Annotated in this window: 16 protein-coding genes and 1 tRNA gene; 5 read left to right on the top strand and 12 right to left on the bottom strand. The window is 51.0% G+C overall.

What is annotated here, in order from left to right; translation table 11 throughout:
• Nucleotides 1–140 precede the first annotated feature (140 nt).
• The 4 genes from ACYVB1_RS13735 to ACYVB1_RS13720 form a co-directional block, all read right to left on the bottom strand.
• Entirely contained in the window at nt 141–482 is a 342-nt protein-coding gene (locus ACYVB1_RS13735; RefSeq protein WP_460924346.1) for a tyrosine-type recombinase/integrase, read from the bottom strand.
• A gap of 314 nt (nt 483–796) precedes the next feature.
• Nucleotides 797–1,249 (bottom strand): phage integrase SAM-like domain-containing protein, encoded by a 453-nt coding sequence (locus tag ACYVB1_RS13730; protein WP_460924345.1) that lies wholly within the window; start codon nt 1,247–1,249, stop codon nt 797–799.
• Nucleotides 1,233–1,403, bottom strand: a complete 171-nt coding sequence (locus ACYVB1_RS13725) for a hypothetical protein (RefSeq protein WP_460924344.1) — start codon at nt 1,401–1,403, stop codon at nt 1,233–1,235. The genes ACYVB1_RS13730 and ACYVB1_RS13725 overlap by 17 nt, the downstream gene beginning before the upstream one ends.
• 155 nt (nt 1,404–1,558) lie before the next feature.
• Nucleotides 1,559–1,632: transfer RNA gene (locus ACYVB1_RS13720), tRNA-Ile, on the bottom strand.
• 93 nt (nt 1,633–1,725) lie between these two features.
• Between ACYVB1_RS13720 and ACYVB1_RS13715 the strand changes: the two genes are divergently transcribed.
• Nucleotides 1,726–2,358 (top strand): HAD family hydrolase, encoded by a 633-nt coding sequence (locus ACYVB1_RS13715; protein WP_460924343.1) that lies wholly within the window; start codon nt 1,726–1,728, stop codon nt 2,356–2,358.
• Entirely contained in the window at nt 2,345–3,634 is a 1,290-nt protein-coding gene (locus tag ACYVB1_RS13710) for a site-2 protease family protein (RefSeq protein ID WP_460924342.1), read from the top strand. Before ACYVB1_RS13715 ends, ACYVB1_RS13710 begins: the two co-directional genes overlap by 14 nt.
• Nucleotides 3,635–3,694: 60 nt before the next feature.
• Here ACYVB1_RS13710 and ACYVB1_RS13705 read toward each other — a convergent pair whose 3' ends face one another.
• The 5 genes from ACYVB1_RS13705 to ACYVB1_RS13685 all read right to left on the bottom strand — a co-directional run bounded on the left by ACYVB1_RS13705 (nt 3,695) and on the right by ACYVB1_RS13685 (nt 12,671).
• Nucleotides 3,695–6,442 (bottom strand): S8/S53 family peptidase, encoded by a 2,748-nt coding sequence (locus tag ACYVB1_RS13705; RefSeq protein ID WP_460924341.1) that lies wholly within the window; start codon nt 6,440–6,442, stop codon nt 3,695–3,697.
• Between the two features lie 312 nt (nt 6,443–6,754).
• The gene (locus tag ACYVB1_RS13700) at nt 6,755–7,063 is read right to left on the bottom strand and encodes a rhodanese-like domain-containing protein (protein ID WP_460924340.1); all 309 of its coding nucleotides are present in this window, start codon (nt 7,061–7,063) and stop codon (nt 6,755–6,757) included.
• A complete protein-coding gene (locus tag ACYVB1_RS13695; RefSeq protein ID WP_460924339.1) occupies nt 7,060–8,880 on the bottom strand; it encodes a T9SS type A sorting domain-containing protein in 1,821 nt (606 codons plus the stop codon). The genes ACYVB1_RS13700 and ACYVB1_RS13695 overlap by 4 nt, the downstream gene beginning before the upstream one ends.
• A gap of 72 nt (nt 8,881–8,952) precedes the next feature.
• On the bottom strand, nt 8,953–9,729 hold the full coding sequence (locus ACYVB1_RS13690; protein ID WP_460924338.1) for a PASTA domain-containing protein: 777 nt from the start codon (nt 9,727–9,729) through the stop codon (nt 8,953–8,955).
• Nucleotides 9,730–9,968: 239 nt separating this feature from the next.
• Complete coding sequence (locus ACYVB1_RS13685) at nt 9,969–12,671, bottom strand: D-alanine--D-alanine ligase family protein (protein ID WP_460924337.1); 2,703 nt, start codon at nt 12,669–12,671, stop codon at nt 9,969–9,971.
• Nucleotides 12,672–13,059: 388 nt separating this feature from the next.
• Between ACYVB1_RS13685 and ACYVB1_RS13680 the strand changes: the two genes are divergently transcribed.
• Nucleotides 13,060–14,259 (top strand): phosphoglycerate kinase, encoded by a 1,200-nt coding sequence (locus ACYVB1_RS13680; protein WP_460924336.1) that lies wholly within the window; start codon nt 13,060–13,062, stop codon nt 14,257–14,259.
• 87 nt (nt 14,260–14,346) lie between these two features.
• Entirely contained in the window at nt 14,347–15,075 is a 729-nt protein-coding gene (locus ACYVB1_RS13675) for a DUF4184 family protein (RefSeq protein ID WP_460924335.1), read from the top strand.
• A 108-nt stretch (nt 15,076–15,183) separates the two neighbouring features.
• On the opposite strand, the gene ACYVB1_RS13670 is transcribed toward ACYVB1_RS13675, so the two are convergent.
• The 3 genes from ACYVB1_RS13670 to ACYVB1_RS13660 form a co-directional block, all read right to left on the bottom strand.
• A complete protein-coding gene (locus ACYVB1_RS13670; RefSeq protein WP_460924334.1) occupies nt 15,184–16,128 on the bottom strand; it encodes an NADP-dependent oxidoreductase in 945 nt (314 codons plus the stop codon).
• A 131-nt stretch (nt 16,129–16,259) separates the two neighbouring features.
• On the bottom strand, nt 16,260–16,652 hold the full coding sequence (locus ACYVB1_RS13665; RefSeq protein ID WP_460924333.1) for a VOC family protein: 393 nt from the start codon (nt 16,650–16,652) through the stop codon (nt 16,260–16,262).
• Between the two features lie 299 nt (nt 16,653–16,951).
• The gene (locus ACYVB1_RS13660; RefSeq protein WP_460924332.1) at nt 16,952–17,197 is read right to left on the bottom strand and encodes a hypothetical protein; all 246 of its coding nucleotides are present in this window, start codon (nt 17,195–17,197) and stop codon (nt 16,952–16,954) included.
• Between the two features lie 324 nt (nt 17,198–17,521).
• On the opposite strand from ACYVB1_RS13660, the gene ACYVB1_RS13655 reads away from it, so the two are divergent.
• On the top strand, nt 17,522–18,571 hold a 1,050-nt coding region (locus ACYVB1_RS13655), incomplete at its 3' end, for an amidohydrolase family protein (RefSeq protein ID WP_460924331.1).

The following is an 18,571-nucleotide window of genomic DNA, read 5'->3' as shown; positions in this document are numbered from 1 at the left end:
CACACAGTTCATTAGGTGACATAACGCCGGAAGAGTGGGTAAAAAAGAATATAGTGAAACCCGAATTCTCTACTTTTGACCGGCCCTAAAAATGGGAGGAGCTCAGTTAAAGATTTTTTCAACTTTCAAATGGCCAACTTTCAGGGAAGTCTACACCACGCCTTCAGAATCCGCTCCGCCGTCTTCACCGGGTCGAGGTGGGCGTAGATTGCCGTGTTGCCCGTTGCCGTGTGCCCTAAGAGCAGCTGAGCCAGTTCATAGTCCGCAGCCTCCCTTATCCTAGTGGCAGCCGTATGGCGCGCGCTATGGCTGGAGATGACCTTGTGCAGGGGCTTCATCTCTTCCGTCACATGCCCGTTCTTGATCGTCTCCACCGCCACCATGCGCTTGAGCCCAGCCGCCTCCGCTGCTTTCTTCAGCCGCTTGTTATACTCTGTCAGGTTGGGTGTACCGGTGCGGGCAGCCCGTGGGACCGGCACCATCTTGTACTGATGGAAGAGCTTCGCACCCAAGGGAGGCAATGGAACCAGTACCGGCTGCCCTGTTTTCCCCTGCCGCTTCCTAAAGCACTGCACCGCGTCCCATAGGATGGGGTGTTCAGCTCAATCAGGTGGTTCTCCGTGAGGGTTGAGAGGTCACCCCACCGGAGAGCCAGCTGGCAATCGAGCACAAAGGCGTGCGCCGCCTCCTGCAGCTGCATGTCCTCATAAGTATGATTGGCCAGCTTCAGCACCTCTGCCCATGAGAGGTCCGGCTTCAGCTTTTGGCTATTGAAGGTGTTGCGCAGCCAGTGGTGCTAATGGGGCAGCCCCGCCTCCTTCAGGGCCACCTTCCAGGCCTGCAGATGTTTTCCTACGGTAGAGTCCTGCACCCCGGCATCCTCATACAGGTACTCCAGGTATTCATGCCATACCTTCTCTGTCAGGTCCCTGGGGTGCAGGCCAGGGCGGAAGTTCTCCAGGTGCCCGGCCACCTGCTTGAACTTCCGGGCGTAAGAGTCGGTGACCTTCTTGCCCCCTACCTGTTGCCGTTCCTTGTACTTCTCGGCAAAGGCCAGCAGGATCTCGGGAGCAGTCTGTGCCTGCCCCTCCAGCTTCTGCTTCCGCAGGGGCCTGAGGACTCTGCGCAGGTCATCGCCGGAGGGTACCTGCTCCCGGTCCATCATCTCCCGAAACTCGCTCTGCACCCGCAGCTTCAGGCGCTCAAGGCGTGCGTTAATCTCCTTGTGATAGTCATGAGAGCCGCGCACCTCCTGCGGTTGGGGTTTTCCAGTCTTTGGCCTTCAGCGTCTCGCCAGTGGCCTGCCGGAGCCTTGCTACGCCGTCACAGTGCACATCCATATAGAGGGAGCGCGTGCCTTTTTTACTTTCTTTCGTATGCAGGTAGAGTCGGATGGAAATCATAAAAAAGTGGTGTGCCGTTTTTAATCCGTAAAGTGTGCCGCGAGAATGTATAAAACGGCATCAAATCCTGTTATCTGATATGAAGCTAAATGTACAGCAAAGGGCTAAAACAATAAAGCCAGACAACATTTTGTTATCTGGCTTTATAAGGGCTGTGGGCCCACCTGGAATCGAACCAGGCACCTACTGATTATGAGTCAGTTGCTCTAACCGAATGAGCTATAGGCCCGTTCCCTTAAAAGGCATGCCTTTCTTTGATTTGGGAGTGCAATTTTACATATTTGCATTCAATATTTCAAACAGAAACGAAAATATTTTTTAAGTGGATCTGACTCAAATAAAGAATATAATCTTCGACCTGGGGGGTGTGATCATCAATCTCAACTATAACAAGAGCATCGAAGAGCTGCAGAAACTGTGCAAAGAGAACTGTAGCATTGCCTACAGCCAGAAAGAGCAGAGCAAACTGTTCGACATGTTCGAAACTGGAGCCAGTTCCCCTGAAGAGTTCCGCCGTGAATTACGCGCCGCCTATGGCATCACAGCCCCTGACGAGGAAATTGATGCTGCCTGGAACGCCATGCTGCTGGACATCCCGCAGGAGCGCATTGACCTGTTGCTGAAGCTGGGCAAAAAGTACCGCATCTTTTTGCTGAGCAACACCAATGCCATCCACATGAAGCGTTTCAACGAGATTGTGGCGCACAGCTTCACTATCCCGAGCCTGGACTCGCTGTTCGAGCAAAGCTATTACTCCCACCTCATCGGGAAGCGCAAACCGGATGCAGCAGTTTTTGAACAGATTCTGGCCATGAACGGCTTAGAGAAACAGGAAACGCTGTTTATTGACGACAGCATTCAGCACATTGAAAGCGCCAACAAAGTAGGGCTGAACACGCTCCACCTGCAGCCGCCACTTACAATTAACGAGGTTTTTAAAGATGTCATTGTCTAAGCAGAAGCGCACGTACACCCTCCACCTGCTGCTTTTCTGTATTACGCTTGTCACCACGACCATTGCAGGTACAGAATGGCGTTTTGGCAAGCTTTTCTTTATTGGGCCGGAGGGCTTCGACTGGACAGGCACCATTACGTGGGCAGAGTTTGCAGGGGGGCTTTATTTTTCCTTACCCTTTTTAGGAGTGCTGACGGTGCATGAATTTGGCCACTACTTTACCGCCAGGTACTACCGCACAAACGTCACGCTGCCTTATTACATCCCCCTGTGGTTTGGCATTTCCTTCTCGCTGGGTACCATGGGAGCCTTTATCCGGATAAAAGAGCGCATCTATTCACGGCAGCAGTTTTTTGACATTGGCATTGCCGGCCCACTGGCAGGTTTTGTAGTAGCAGTTCCGCTGCTTTTTTATGCCTTTACGCACCTCCCACAGCCGGAATACATTTTCAGCATACACCCCGAATACAAGCGCTTCGGGCTGAATTATGCCCAATATGTGTACCAGGAGGGGCTGGGAAGTTTTTCGCTGGGCAAGAACCTGTTGTTTGTGGCATTCGAAAAGTTTGTAGCAGACCCGGAACTGGTACCGAACAAGTACGAGGTGATTCATTACCCGTTGGTATTTGCTGGTTACCTGGCGCTATTTTTCACGGCGCTCAACCTGATGCCTATCGGCCAGTTAGACGGAGGGCACGTGCTGTACGGCCTGATAGGTTACAGACGTTTTAACCGCCTCTCTCCTTTCTTTTTCACGCTGTTTATTCTCTATGCCGGGCTTGGCATTATCTCACCTCATACAGAGCCTGTGTGGGCAGAGGAGCTGTTGGTGGTGTTTGCCCCTTTTACCTATTGGGCATTGTGGAAAATCTTAGATGACAGGCGGAAGGGCCTTGCCGCTTCTATGGGCCTGCTGTTGCTCCAGTACAGCTTTTCAGAGCTACTTCCTGAATACGCAGGTTATATCTGGATGTGGACCTTTTACATCCTGTACCTGCTGTTTGTGCTGAAGCCGGCAACACCCAAATTGCTGTACACGCTCTACCTGACAGCCTTTGTTGTGCTGGTACAGGTACTGATTGCCTTTGCGTTCCCGGAGGCGGATGGCTACAGTGGCTGGCTTGTATTTGGCCTGCTGCTCTCCCGGGTGATGGGAATCTTTCATCCTTCCTGCCCGGACGAACGGCCACTCACACCACTACGCAAGGTGCTGGGAATACTGGCCTTCGTTATTTTCTTTCTCTGCTTCAGCCCCTCGCCTTTCATCATCGAATAAAACAAAGAAGCCATCCCTTGCAGGATGGCTTCTTTGTTAGTGATAATACAAAGGTTAAAACTACTTTGTCAGTATCATGCGGTTGGTGAACACTTTGTCGCCAGCCTCTACACGATAGATGTATGTTCCGCCTGGCAGGTTACCCGCCTCGAAGTCTACTGAATAGTTACCGGTTTTCAGCGTTTCCGCAACCAGCGTTTTTACTTTCTTGCCTAATACGTCATACACTGCTACCTGTACCGGTCCGTCCTGTGGCACTACATACGTAATGGTTGTTCTGCCGGAGAAAGGATTTGGATAGCTGAAAACACGGTCCTCTGCCTTGACAGCAGCAACAGCCGCTGAACTGCTTGAAGCTGAAAGCGGCTGTGTAGCAGCATTCCATTGTGCGTGCGTACGTGTAATGATGACTGCGAAATCAGCACGGGTTACATCCTGCAGGGGTTTGAAGGTGGCATGCAGGGTTGGCTCCAGGTCGTAAGCCCCCTGTGTCAGGGAGTAATAGGCGTTTATCAGGTTCAGCTCCAGCGCCACACTCACGTATCCTTCCAGTCCGGCAGGGATATCGGCAGCATCCTCAATTTCATAGCTGGTACCGTTCACTTCTACAGTCGGTGTTTTACCGTTACGCTCCAACGCAAACTCCTGCAAGCCCAAGGCCTGCACCAGCGAGTAAGACAACTCAGCACGGTTTACCTTTCCGTTAGGTGAGAACTTACCTGCAGCTACAGGTAACATAATACCGTTAAACTGATGGCCCAGGTCGCGTAAAGCACCTCCCCTGGCTACAATCGACTCCGCCAGCAGGTTTCTCTCCCTCACATCTGTTAATGTAAACGAGCCATCAACAGGCAGGAACTGACGAATGCCCTCGCCCATCATCAGGTAATCAGCCAAATCAATGCGCTTCAGAAGTTCATCTGGCTTATAGCCGCCGCCAGAAAGACCATCGGCTAAACGGGCACTCACAGCCATTTTGATAGAGGCCTCTGCCGGGTGCCCGGCAATATCGTTAAGCCCTGTCGTACCTGCTGCTTTCATCATATTCACTACCCCGCTTATCTGCTCCGGGAAAGCTACCCCGTTCAGGCCTGATATTTCAGCTGTCCAGGTACCTGCTTCAGGAGAGGCCACGGCAACACCACGGTCATAGCTCAGGGCAAACAACACCGGGATACCGGCACTTGTTCTCACACCGCTTGGCGAAATCAGGGACAACCTTACCGGGTTACCTGTTTCTCCCTCAACACCTTCTGTTCTGATTTTGGCCTCTAAACCGGTTGTACCTTCTGCCACGTTGAAAGTATAAGTATTGGTAGCAGGAGTGGCAGGGTTATAGTCAATCGTGAAGTTCTCAGAGACGGTGTTTGTATTCACATTGCTGTTGAACGTACGGCTCAGGTTGAGCGTGGATCCGTAAGGAGCAGCAGCTCTGAAAGCTCTGTCGATGGCAGCATAAGCATTTACGTAACCAGCACCTACTTCCCATGCCGCACGGTTGGGAACGTTAGTAGCTGTTTGCTGCAGTATCTCTTTAACCTGGGCTACTGTAAGCGAAGGGTTTGCATCCAGCAGGAGGGCAACAATACCTGCCACATGCGGGGCTGCCATAGAGGTGCCGCTTTTATGGGTATAGTAAGGTACATGTGCCGGGTCCATGGCATCAATGTCTTTCTGAGCAGAAAGGGTTGTAAGTGGCTCCGTTACTTTCGCAGAAATGATGTCTACGCCAGGAGATGTTACCGTTGGGCGGTCTTCCCAAGTGAAAGTCTGACCATCCAGTGTAAAAGAACCGCCTTTGCCTTTGATGCCTCTGGAAGAGAAGCTTGCCAGGCGGCCAGCCTTATCGCCGGCAGCCACTGCAATAACCCATGGTGCTTTTTTATACTTACCAGTTATAGTGCCGGACCCCGGACCAGAGTTACCTGCCGAGAACACCACCACAATGTTGCGGTCAACGCAGCGCTTTGTAGCCAGTGTAATAGGGTCTGCAGGATTTACTTCTGTACCTGTGTCGCTGGTAGTACCGAAAGAATTGGTGATAACGCGGATGTTGTACTGCGCCTGGTTGATGATAGCATAATCAAACCCCGATAGCACATCCAGCAGCAATAGTGCGGCTCCTGAACCATAGCCTACCAGACCAGCACCCGGTGCTACACCTTCATACTTGCCTGATGATGCCTGTCCTGTACCGCCTACAATACCGGCTACGTGCGTTCCGTGGCCACCAGCAGCGTCGGTGTTCGGCACATTTTCCATCGGAGTGTAAGGAAGAATACCGGATACAGAATTCAGGTTAGTGGCAGCCGTTACGTTTTGTACCAGGTTCTTGCCGAACTGCAGGTCAGGGTGTGTTCCGTCAACGCCGCTGTCATTAACCAGTACGCCGATGCCTTTTCCGGAAACAGGAAAGCCACCATTCTGAGAAGTGAACGCCAGCTCGTTTCGTGCTTTGTCTACACCTGTCAGTTCAGTGGCGCCATCACTTTCGTATTGCAGCGACTCGTTCAGGTAAAGGGACAGTACCCTTGGGTTCTCTGCCAGTGCCTCCACCTGCGAAGCGGTGGCCACTACGCCGGCTATAGGAAGGGCTCTTAAAGTTAATCCTTGTACAATACCAGCCTGCGTAAGTGCTGAGATATCCAACAGGGATGGGGCTCCTTCTCCTTTGAAGGTGACAACTACTTCTACAGGGGTAATTCTGTCGGTAATAGCTGCTTTGAGTTTTGAGTCGACGAAGGCCTGTGCAAAAGCCTGGCTTACCGTCAGCATGCAGAAAGCAACAGCGATTAGAATTTTTCTCATAAGGTTGGAGGGTAAAATTGTGACATAAAATGCTTTAGGTGAGAATAAAGTCTAAATACGAGTTTCCCCCGGAGCGGATTTAAACCATTCTAATATAAATTTTACATATAACCCTATTATTCTGCTTTTACCCAATTATATAGGTTTCCCTGTATACAGATCAAAACAGACAGGATAACCTATCCTATCTATCAGTGTGCATTGGCAGAGCAGGAATTCAATTTGGCACAAAAACAAAAAAAGGTAGAAAGGCGCGTGCCTCTCTACCTTTTTTGTTGTTACGACTGCTTTACTATATGCCTGCGCAGTTGTTTAGCCCTGGTACGCCAGGATACCACCCAGCAGGTTTCGCACATTGCTGAAACCCTGCTGCTGAAGAAATGCCTTGGCGTTTGCAGAGCGGGCACCGGAGCGGCACTGCACAATTACTTCCTGGTCCTTGTAATCCTCTATGTCGTCGAGGCGCTGTGGCAGGGTGCCAAGCGGGATGTTTTTAGCGCCGGCTATATTGGCTTCTCGGTACTCCCAATCCTCCCGTACATCTATTATGATGGGAGTCTCTCCCTTGTTCAGGCGCTCCTTCAGTTCTTCTGCAGTAATGTCTTGTGATGAAGTAATCATAGTTTAGTCAGTATTAGTTTTTTGTTGACAATTGCTTTTCTTGTTTGAATACGCAAAGTATACAGTCCTGGTGCCAGGTGGCGCAGGTTAATTGGCTGCGCTGGTCCGGCAAAGGCCTGGCTGTATACCTTCTTCCCGGTAACATCGAAAACAGTTACCTGCTCGTAAGGCTCGTTGATAAATACCTCCCCTCCGGATGGGTTAGGGAACACACGCATGCTGGCTGCGGCTAACTCATCTTCTATCCCCAGAGGGGTCTCCCCCACCAGCACCGGGCGCATCATGATGGCCCCTTCCAGCGCTGTTTCGCCGGCCCAGCCACCTGATGGAGTATAAGTGAAACGGCGGCCTGTAGCACGCTCATTTTTATCGAAACCAATGTTCACATAGGTGTTTCCTCCCTGCGACCAGCCGATATAAAAGCTTCCCTCTACTGGTATCAGCTTGGAAAGCTGCACCTCATAAAATTCGTTAAGGGTATCGGCGTACTGTATCTGGAAACTCTGCTGATGGAGCGTTTCCCCCGGCAGGCTATCCTGGTCAGCCCATATTTTGAATATAAGGGAAGAACCGGCAAGGTTCCTGCCGACGCGCGGGAAATAGACTCGAAAGCCGCTAAGCTGGTCTGGCTCATTCAGATCGAAACGCTGGGCCACCTGCACGTTTCCAGTGCCTAAAAAGCTGAAGCCTGCCTCTGCTGTTCCATCGTCGTAAGCGTAGTAATCGGAGAAATTGGTCTTGCGCTCTGTACTGTCATTGGCACGTTGCTGCGGGTCAGGTTCTCTGGTATCAAGCTGAATGTGGTGCACCAGGGCAAAAGGCCCACTCGCTGGCAGTTGTACACCTTCCAGGGTGGGGCTGCCTGTTACCTCATACTGGCGGGCAGCGGCCGGAATAAGTGCCTGCCCCCGCAAAAAAGTAACCTCCGAAGCCTGGTTCATGCTTCGGACAGTACCGGTCCAGCTGATAGCACCTGGTAAGTCACCTAGGTTATTCAGCGTTGCCCGCACCTCTTCGGCCAGCTCGCCTGTGGGGTTTGCCCTGAATTGCCGGGCAGGCATGGCAGTATAATGCTTCAGTAACTTGCTCACGCCCTCACTAATGGCTATGTCGCGGGTGGTGTTCTGCCCTTTGCGGCGGTTTCTGTCAAGTTCTATATAGTCCAGGTTCCAGACATCGGCCAGTCCGTTGCGTAGCCCTACATTCCGGAACCGGAACTGAAAATCGTTGTGAAAGTAGCGGGGCTCCAGCACCCCCACAAACACCTGCGCAAAATCTGTAACGTTGCCAACAGCAGGCTGCCGCCACACCTCTCGCCAGGTGCCGGCATTATCCCTGAACTCCAGCTGCAGGTAACGCAGGTTGCTCTCTGTCCGGTCCGGCACATCACCTATTCCTCCAGACTGCCAGTAAAAGCTGAGGTAAACGGAGTCGCTCGGGCTGAGGCCACCCAGCAGGATAGCTGCTGAAGTAAGGGTATCAGAAGCCCCGGCGCTTAACGTACCCGGTGCATAAGGTTGCCCGGCAGCATTCAGCCCATCGAAAGAGGCAACATTGATTGTGATTGGTTCAAACGCAAAACGGTTGTTGATGTACACGCCGCCATTCTGCCAGCGTGCCGGGTTGGGTACCACGGCGGCAGCAGCAAAGTCGTCGAAGAAAGGTAGTGAGACCGCTGCAGTGGCTGCCTTACGTAAGGGTTGTACCGTGTGAAGAGGCTGGCGGGCTTCCTGTTGCAGTGGCTGCAGTATGGCCTGTGCCATGCTTGCTACCCCACTCCAGAGAGAGAAAAGAATAAATACCAGCGTTTTTCTCATGTTCCTGCTTTATAGCTACAACGAAAGCGCCCGCCATTTCTGGCAGGCGCTTGTCCTGTTTTCTTTTAGAAATCAATCAATGCCCGACACAGGCTCCTCACCGGCTACCCAAAGGTCTACCAGCTCACCCACCCGGATCTTGGCGCCTACCTCGGCAAAAGGGCGCTGCTTCAGCACCGTGCCATCCGGTTCATTGCTTCCCTGCACGTAAATGATAGTACCAATCTGAAGCCCCTGCCCTACCAGCAGCACCGATGCCTCATCTACTGGCATGCCCACTACTTCCGGCACCTCAAACTCTGTATTACCTAATCCGTCCCCCACATGGAGATCTACCACGGAGCCTTTCGGGATCATTTCGCCGGGTTTAACTTCTTTGCCGTTCACAAACTGCTTCAGCACAGCGTTCTGCTGCAGGTCCGGCACCAGCGTAATCTTTCCCTTCTTCAGGTCGTAGCTTTTCAGGATGAGTTCCGCGTTCTTCACCGAACCGTCAATCAGCTTTGGCATCTTGATCATCGGCGGGTTCTTCATGTTCACGCTGATGTAGATCTTGCGGTTTTCCTTTACACTTGCGTCCGGCGCAGGGTCCTGCGTCAGGATGGTGTAAGGTGCCAGGTTGGAGTTATAGGTGGAGTCGTTGATAAAGTAACGGAGGTTACGCTCTTCCAGCAGTTCCTCCGCATCCGCCAACTGCATTCCCTCTATACGGGGCACTGCGATGCTCTCACCATGGTTTGTAGTGGAGGGCAGGTAGAAATAAAAGAAGCCGACTACCAGGGCCACCATCACAACTGCCATCAGCAGCAGGTGTATGAGCACACTTAAAAAGGAATTTGCTTTGAACATGATATTTCCGGATTGTTAAACTACCTGACTTTTCTCTTGTTGTTGCTGTTTTTCAGGATATCTAACGATGTACTTTTAACTTTCTAACTTTATTTTTTCAACCGATAATATATAGCTTGTTGGTGACAACACCAACAAAGGTCCCTACCATGTCATTCCGAGCAAGGCGGGAAATCTGAATTATTTTAATCCTTTTGTATCAGCTCTCTCCTATTGTCGGGATCACAGCAATCAATACTTTATTGCATCACTTTCATCCTGTTACGCTCAATGCCGAACTGCAGAATGCGGTTGATAAAGTCGTATGGTTTATACCCGTTGATGGCTGTCTGGTGGAAAATGCAGGTGGCCGGTGTCATGCCCGGAAGGGAGTTCACCTCTATGATAATAGTCTCCACCTCGTCATTCTCCAGCACACGCACAAACGCATCGATGCGGGCGTACCCTTCGATCTGCAAAATCTGCGCCACACGCTTCAGGTCTTCCTTCACCTTATCTGATATCTCCTGCCGGCGCTGCGGGTCAGCAGCATAACGTGCCGGGGTAATGTTCTGGCCTTCGCCAGCCAGGAACTTCTCTTCTAAAGAAAGTACTTCACCCTCCGCCAACGCTTCTGAAGCCTCAAACACCTCATAATCCACGGTACCATCCGGGCCATACTTGGTTAAGAGGCCACCTGTTATCTCTAAGAAGTGCTTTGCGCCATTTCTGGAAATCAGTGTCTCCACCAGGAAACCGGCTTTGTTAGGGAATTCTTCTTTGAAGCCAAGCGATAAGGTGCGGGCACACTCCGTATCCAGCTCCTCTATCTCCCGGAACATGAGCGTACTGAAGGCCTCCAGTTCCTGCCGGTTCTTGATCTTCTTCACGGCAGAGCTACAGCCATCGTCGGCCGGCTTGGCGATGAACGGATACGGAAACTCTGCCTCAATGCCCAGGAAGAACATTTCTTTATCCTTCAGCCAGTCCTCTTTTAAAGCCATCTGGTGCTTCGCCACCGGCACGCCATGCTTGGCGAGTATCTCGTTGGTCTCGTACTTGTTAATCGTAATGCGGGAAGAGCGGATGCCGGAGCCGTTGTACGGCAGGTGCAGTTTCTCCAGTTCTGTCTGCAGGGCACCATCCTCACCCGGCCGGCCGTGCAGCGCAATGAACACCGCATCCACCAGGTTTTTGAGCTGCGCGTACGAAATACGCTGCGGCTCCTGCAGGCTGCGGCCGGTGTACTTACGCGTGATACCCTCGGCCTCTTCTATGATCTGTGCCAGCACCGGGTGCGGCTTACCACCCTGCTCAAAATGCTGTATTTTCTCTTTCACATCGTCTGCATTATCCTTCAGCATGATGTTGACAGGTATGGTGTACAGGCGATGCGCTTCGTTGCTGCCCGTCAGGAAGATAGGTAGCGGTTCATATTTTGTAGAGGATGAAAGCTTTTCATAAATATTACGGCCGCTCTCCACAGAAATATGGCGTTCTGAGGAGTATCCGCCCATGATCACACCCACCCGAATCTTTTCCTGGCGGTGCGCCTGCTCATCCCGTATCGCGCCGTCCAGCTGCTGCAGCAGTCGTGTCAGCTTTACCGTATCCTTGCCAGACTTCAGGCGCTCTGCCACCGAGGTACGGATAATGTAAGTCAGGAACTGCGAAGGGTTCAGGCCGATTTCGGCTGCCTGGTGGAAGAAGAACGACGATGGCAGCATGCCCGACGTGGTGTTCGGGTCGTTCAGGAATATCTCACCGCTTTCTGTGATAAAGCCATCCAGGCGGGCATACACGTTAAAGCCGAAGTTCCTGAACAGCTTGCTGCAGGCCTGCCGGATTTCCTGAATCTGCTCAGTTGGCAGGTTGATAGGCGTAATCTTACGGCTCAGGCCCGGCAGGTATTTGGAGCGGTAATCGAACACCTCGCTGCCTTTCACGATTTCTGTTGGCGGCAGTGCCAGCGGCTTGCCAGTTTCATCCTGCACCACAATGCACGAAAACTCTTTGCCCTGGATGAAGGCTTCTACCAGAATCTGCTGCTCGTGCTCTATGTTCGTCAGGGTGATGCTCTCGGTGTCAGAGTTGCTGAATGTCTCGTTGATGTGGCGCAGCAAATCTTCCGGGTGATAGAGGATATTACCATCCTGCAGGAGCACCGGCATCCCGATTCCTTCCCGAATATCCACCAGCTGGCGCATGCTGCCTACCTGCTTCTCCTCGTCCAAAGCCTGCCACTGGCGCTTCTGGATGGTTTTGGTGAAGAAGCTGCGTTCCACGCCTGCCTCAAATTGGGCAAAATCGTTTTCTTTGATGATGGATACACCAATAGAGGAACCCTGGTGGGGTGCTTTCAGCACGAGCGGGAGGCCCAGCCTTTCTACCAGTTGCTCAAATATTTTTCCGCGTTTGGCCCGGTCAGACCAGTCGCTGTACTGTATAATGCTATAGTCGGGGGTAGGGAAACCGTGCTGCTTCAGCATTTCCTTCTGTGCAGCCTTGTCGATGCCTATGGCTGAGGGCAAAATACCGGAGCCCGAGTAAGGGATATGGTACCACTCCAGCAAACCCTGTATACTGCCGTCTTCGCCATAAGGGCCATGCAACGCCAGGAATGCAAAATCGAAGTGCTGTTTGAACTCGTGCGGCATCAGGCGCCTGCCTGCTTTGGCAATAATGGCATCCTGCTCAGCAATACTCAGTTCGCCCAGCGATTCCACGTAAATCTGCAGGCCGTGCTCCGTCTCCGGCAAGGCCTCCACCGGCGGATAAAAGTCCCGGATGGTGCCTTTGTAAATGTACTGCCAATCGAGCAGTATAAAATTGCCCAAGCTGTCTACAAAAACGGGAACTGCCTCAAACAGCGCCTTATCTAAATTATCATAAACCGTACGGCCTCCAGCAAACGAAATCTCACGCTCACGCGACGGCCCACCGAAAATTATTCCTACTTTCATTCTTGCAAAGGTAACAAATTTAGCCACTACTTCTGCAAAGCCAGTTGCTTGAGAGGCTAACGTTTTTACATGTTTTAATCGTTTATTTTCAGAAGCTTTGAGCAAATAAAAAAGACTTTCTGCTTTTATTCTGTTTGCAAGTCAGCTTCTATACCGGTGCTTTTCCTGCTCCTGCCCTCCCGGCGCTAAGGATTTTTCGCTTATGTTGTGCCTGCGTCTTTCTGATAACCCCGTTATCTGACGTTCTCCTACCCCTTGTGAACCCTGCTCTGCCTATAAACTCACGCTCTTTTCTACGGCTTATATCTAATTTACTATATTTGCTACAGCAACAAAAATTTCTAATTAACGAACAACGAGTATCGGATAACGAAACCCAATTTACTTCATGAAAACCATAGACCAGTATAACTTTGCCGGAAAAAAGGCATTGGTGCGCGTGGATTTTAACGTGCCGCTCGACGAAAATTACCGCATCACCGACGATAACCGCATCAGAGCGGCAGTACCTACCATCCAGAAAATTCTCAACGACGGTGGCGCTGTCATCCTGATGTCGCACCTTGGACGCCCCAAAGGTGGTCCGGAGGAAAAATACTCGTTGACGCACCTGGTGCAACGCCTGAAGGACGAGTTCAATACCAACGTGCTGTTTGCCAACGACTGCGTAGGTCCGGAGGCTGCCACGCTGGCACATGCCCTTAAACCAGGCGAAATCCTGTTGCTGGAGAACCTTCGTTTCTACAAGGCCGAGGAGAAGGGTGATCCTGATTTCGCAAAAGAGCTTGCCAGCCTGGGAGATGTGTATGTAAACGACGCTTTCGGAACAGCCCACCGCGAGCATGCCTCCACCGCCGTGGTAGCCCGCTACTTCCCGAACGACAAAGTGATGGGTTACGTGATGCAGGCCGAGCTGGACAATGCCCGCCGCGTACTTGAGAACGTGGAGCGCCCTTATACTGCTATTATGGGTGGTGCCAAAATATCTGATAAAATCCTTATCATCGAGCGCCTGCTGGACAAGGTAGATAACCTGATAATTGGCGGCGGCATGTCCTATACCTTCATCAAAGCGGATGGTGGCACAATTGGCTCCTCCCTGGTTGAGGAAGATAAAGTAGAGCTGGCTGCCAGATTGATTGCAATGGCCCGTGAGAAAGGCGTGCAACTGATGATTCCGGTAGACTCTGTGATAGCCGATGCTTTCAGCAACGACGCCAACGTGGATATCTGCCTGAGCCACCACATTAAGCCAATGTGGATGGGACTGGACATAGGCCCTAACGCCCGCGAAGAGTATGCCGCCGTTATCACGAATTCAAAAACAATTCTTTGGAACGGACCGATGGGCGTATTCGAGATGTCTAACTTCTCGGTAGGCACACAGGCTGTGGCTGAAGCAGTGGTAGAGGCAACCCGCCGTGGCGCCTACTCCCTGATTGGTGGTGGTGACTCTGCTGCTGCCGTGAACCAGTTGGGCTACGCTGATCGTGTGTCTTATGTATCAACCGGTGGTGGTGCGCTGCTGGAGTATATGGAAGGTAAAACGCTTCCGGGTGTTGCCGCCATTGAGCGCAATGATTACTAAAACTGCTCCATTATATAAAAGAGGTTAAGAAAATCCCCTGCTGCTGAAGAGCGACAGGGGATTTTCTTGTTGTGAGATAGAATCAGCATGCCATTTACATTTTCTCATCCAGCCATTGTTTTGCCGGGCTATTACCTTCCCCAACGTTGGCGCTCTTTAACAGGGCTGATTGCTGGCAGCGTAGCTCCTGACTTCGAAATGTTTTTCCGGATGAAAGCCCTGATCGTTTTCAGCCACACGTGGCACAGCGTTTTCTGGTTAAACTTACCCCTGGCCATTGTGCTTGCTTTTCTGTTTCACCTTGTCGTACGCAATCCTCTCATCAATCATCTCCCCTTATTTCTGAGGCAGCGGCTAAACTACTTCAAAAGCTTTGACTGGACATTCTATTACAGGCAACACGCCTGGGTAGTAGTCGCTTCCATACTTGTAGGCATTGCCTCCCATTTCTTCTGGGACAATTTTACACATGAATATGGCTTTTTTCTCCATTTGTTTCCGGTATTGGCAGAAGATGTGACATTGGGGGCTTACCAGATTCCGGTTTATTTTTTCCTGCAAATTTTGTTTTCGGTTATCGGAGGACTTGTAGTGCTTTATGCCTTGCTCCGCCTCCCAACAGGAAACACCCCTGCATCCAGCCGCCAGATGCTTTGGTACTGGCTCGTGGTAGTGGCAGCAACTTTTATCTTGACCGCCGTCAGGTACATGACCGGTTTAAACTTCAGCTATTTTCCGAATGTGATTGTGGTTTTAATTTCCGCCGGACTTGTTGGTTTGCTCCTGGCATCCTTCATTTTCAAAGGCAGCCAATAGCTTAACCTTCGCACAAGACAATCGTTTCCTGCTTCGGTTGACTGAGCAGAAAGATAAGAGGCCGCTCCATTTGCAAGGAGCGGCCTCTTATTGTATTAATCTACTTTATTAGTCTACCAGCACAACTACTTTTCCGTTGGTTTTGCGGGTTTCTACCTGCTCGTGTGCTTTGGCCATGTCTTCGAAAGCAAAGGTGTATGCTACATGGGCTTTCAGATGGCCCTGCTCCAGCAGGTCTGCCAGTTTTGCCATGTCTTCGCCACTGGAATGAACAAGGTAGCTCTTGGCTTCAATGTTTCTTTTACTGGCTTCCTCCTGCACTCCTTCTTTTGCACCGCCCAGTATCGAGATGATTCTGCCACCGTCTTTCATTGTTTTCAAAGACCGGCGCGTGTTTTCTTCCCCAAGCGAGTCAAGCACAATGTCCACGTCCTTTACCACATCCTCCACATTTTCTGTTTTATAGTCGATGGCCTCATCTACGCCAATAGACTTTAAAAAATCATGGTTCCCGGCAGAGGCGGTGCCAATCACATAAGCTTTAAAGAACTTGGCAATCTGCACGGCAAAGTGTCCTACGCCACCCGCCGCTGCATGAATGAGCACCCGCTGTCCAGGCTGTACATCAGCCTCGTTTACCAGCACCTGCCAGGCAGTAAGGGCTGCTAAAGTAGCGGCAGCGGCTTCCTCATGCGAAATGTTGGCAGGTTTATGCGCCAGGTGAGCCTCCGGGGCTGCCACATACTCGGCATAGGCTTTTCCGTTACCAGGGAAGTTGACCATGCCGAATACCTCATCTCCCGCTTTAAAGTACTCTACTTCTTCGCCCACGGCCTCTACAACCCCTGATATGTCCCAGCCTACTATCACGTCATCACTCTCTTTCAACTGGTTATAGAACGCCTTGCCATCACGCGTTTTAGTGTCCACGGGGTTAATGCTGATAGCTTTTACTTTCACCAGCACCTCGTTTTTCTGAGGCACTGACTTTTCAATCTCTTTTATCTGGAATTTATCTACGCCTCCCGGCTCAGGTAATACAATTGCTCTCATGTGTATTGCTTCTTTGTTTTGATTACTTCAATCTTACATAAACCTGACACAGGGCAAAAGGTTTGGCCATAAGCCGGGCATGCAAAGCTGGATACCCTTAAGCAACTTATATTCAGACAATACTGCTCAGGCTATGCATGGTCGTCATTTACTTCCAGCCAATAGCCATCCGGATCCTGGAAGAAGATTTGCCGGATGCCGTCAGAACGCAGATTGGGGACTTTAGGGTTTCCCGCGAAATTACCGTAGGCGATCTGCAATTCGTCGAGATTAGCCATAAAATCTTCTAAAGACGCGACACTAAAGCAGATGTGGGTATTCTTCTCATGCTCTATTACTTTGGGAGCACCCTCTATCAGGTGCAGTTGGCTTCGCCCTCCCATGCTGAACCAGTTGTGCCAGCCGTCTTTAAAAGGCTCGGGTATCTGCTCCAGCTGCAGCACCTCTTTATAAAATTTTGTACTGAGGGCTAAGTCGTGCACATAGAGTGCAATGTGGTTGATGGCAGCGGTTATTTTGTTCATAGAATCAAGGTTGATAAAGCACCTGGCAAGACAAAATTAGGCACGATAATGACAGCGACAAAAGGAAAGAACCAATTGCAGCACCCTTTCTCCTGATTCTGAGGTTAGAGAAATTTCGTGTTGTCTCCCTGTGAAGGGAGTGAGGGGGAGATTGCTCCGCAGACAGTCCTGCACAAAGTCGCAATCTGAACCTGCTTCTAGATTAAACCGAAGTAAATTATCAGTTCTGATAGCCTCTCATCTCCCTACCCCCTTCAAAGGGGGACTTTCTCACTAACGGAGCCTGCCTGGTTCTTGATTTAATTGGTAGTAGCCCCTCCTGTTGTGCTACCCGTTGTTGAACCGGCTGTGGTGCGGAGGGTATCGGTTTCCGTAATCACGGTATCAACGCCTTCGCGCCCGGCAGCGCCACCAATGTCAAGCCCCCCGGTTGTTGTTCCTTCCAAATCAGCGTCTTCGGTGGCCGGATTATCAGAGCAGGAGGCGAGCACGAGTGCCGATGAAAAAAAGAACGCTGTTAACATCAGATTCAAAGCCTTTTTCATAATTAAGAAGTTTAAGTTCAAGATAATTCTTCTCTTACGAACACTTTCTCTCTACGATTAAAAAAGGGAAAATTGCCAGCACAGGCAGCATGTACAAAGAAGCATATAAAACGTAATTTCCGGATGGTTTACCAACCGAAAACACAAGCCCAGAAGCCTGATACCAAAGAGCTAAGACAAAACGACCTGTTGCACTGCCGCCGATAAACACTTTTTGACTTTTATAAGTATTCCATATTAAGATTCTGCTTCAAGAGGTTTACTTCTTTTGAAGTAGAAAATGAGTTTTCCTGCTGTTTCATCTCATCACAAATCAAGTTCTATATGTTACAATGCGCAACAAACAAACTCCTGCAGGCAGTCTTCGCCTGTTTCCTTGTGCTGGTAAGCATTTCAGGAATGGCCCAGGAGCCGGTCCACTCAGAAAACCGGGAAATTGTCTTTCGTGCTGTCAACGTCATCCCGATGGACAAGGCGCAGGTGCTGAAGGACCAGGTAGTGGTAGTGAAAGACGGCGTTATCAGTGCCATGGGCAAATCAGGAAAAGTAAAATACAGCAAAAATGCCCTGGTGATAAACGGGGAGGGCAAATACCTGATGCCGGGCCTGGCTGAGATGCATGCCCATGTGCCTCCTGTAAATGAATTTGAGCCAATGGAGGAAGTCCTGCAGCTTTTTGCGCTCAATGGTATTACGACCATACGCGGCATGCTGGGCCACCCGCGCCACCTGGAACTGCGCGACAGGATCCAGAGCGGAGAACTTATCAGCCCGCGCTTTTATACCTCCGGCCCATCCTTCAACGGCAATAGCGTGAAAACCCCGGCCGAAGGCGCTGAAATGGTGCGCCAACAGAAGCAGGCAGGCTACGATTTCCTGAAGCTGCACCCCGGCCTCACACCCGAGACATTTGCCGCCATCTCTAAAACGGCCAAAGAGGTAGGCATTCCTTTTGCCGGGCATGTGTCTTACGAGGTAGGTGTCTGGCGTGCCATTGAAAGCGGCTATGCATCTATTGACCACCTGGACGGCTTTGTGGAGAGCCTGGTGCCAGGACTGGAGGAAATTCCGGAGCAGCAGACGGGTTTGTTTGCCATGTACATTGCCGACCGTGCAAATGAAAGCCGCATACCTAAGCTGATGAACGCGCTCCGTAAAAACAATATCTGGGTTGTACCGACGCAGGCCCTTGCCGAGCGCTGGATGGCCCCGGACAAAGATCCTGAGGAACTGCGAAAGGCACCGGAAATGGAGTACATGGCCACCAAGACACTAGAAGCTATCTCAAAAATACCTAAGCATTATCTTCATGCACGCGAGCAGCAGGAATGCCAGGTAATTATCAGCCTTCTTTTCCTGTCTGACCAAGGTTCT

Source organism: Pontibacter brevis (assembly GCF_054779655.1).
This window is presented reverse-complemented; position numbering and strand designations above follow the sequence as displayed.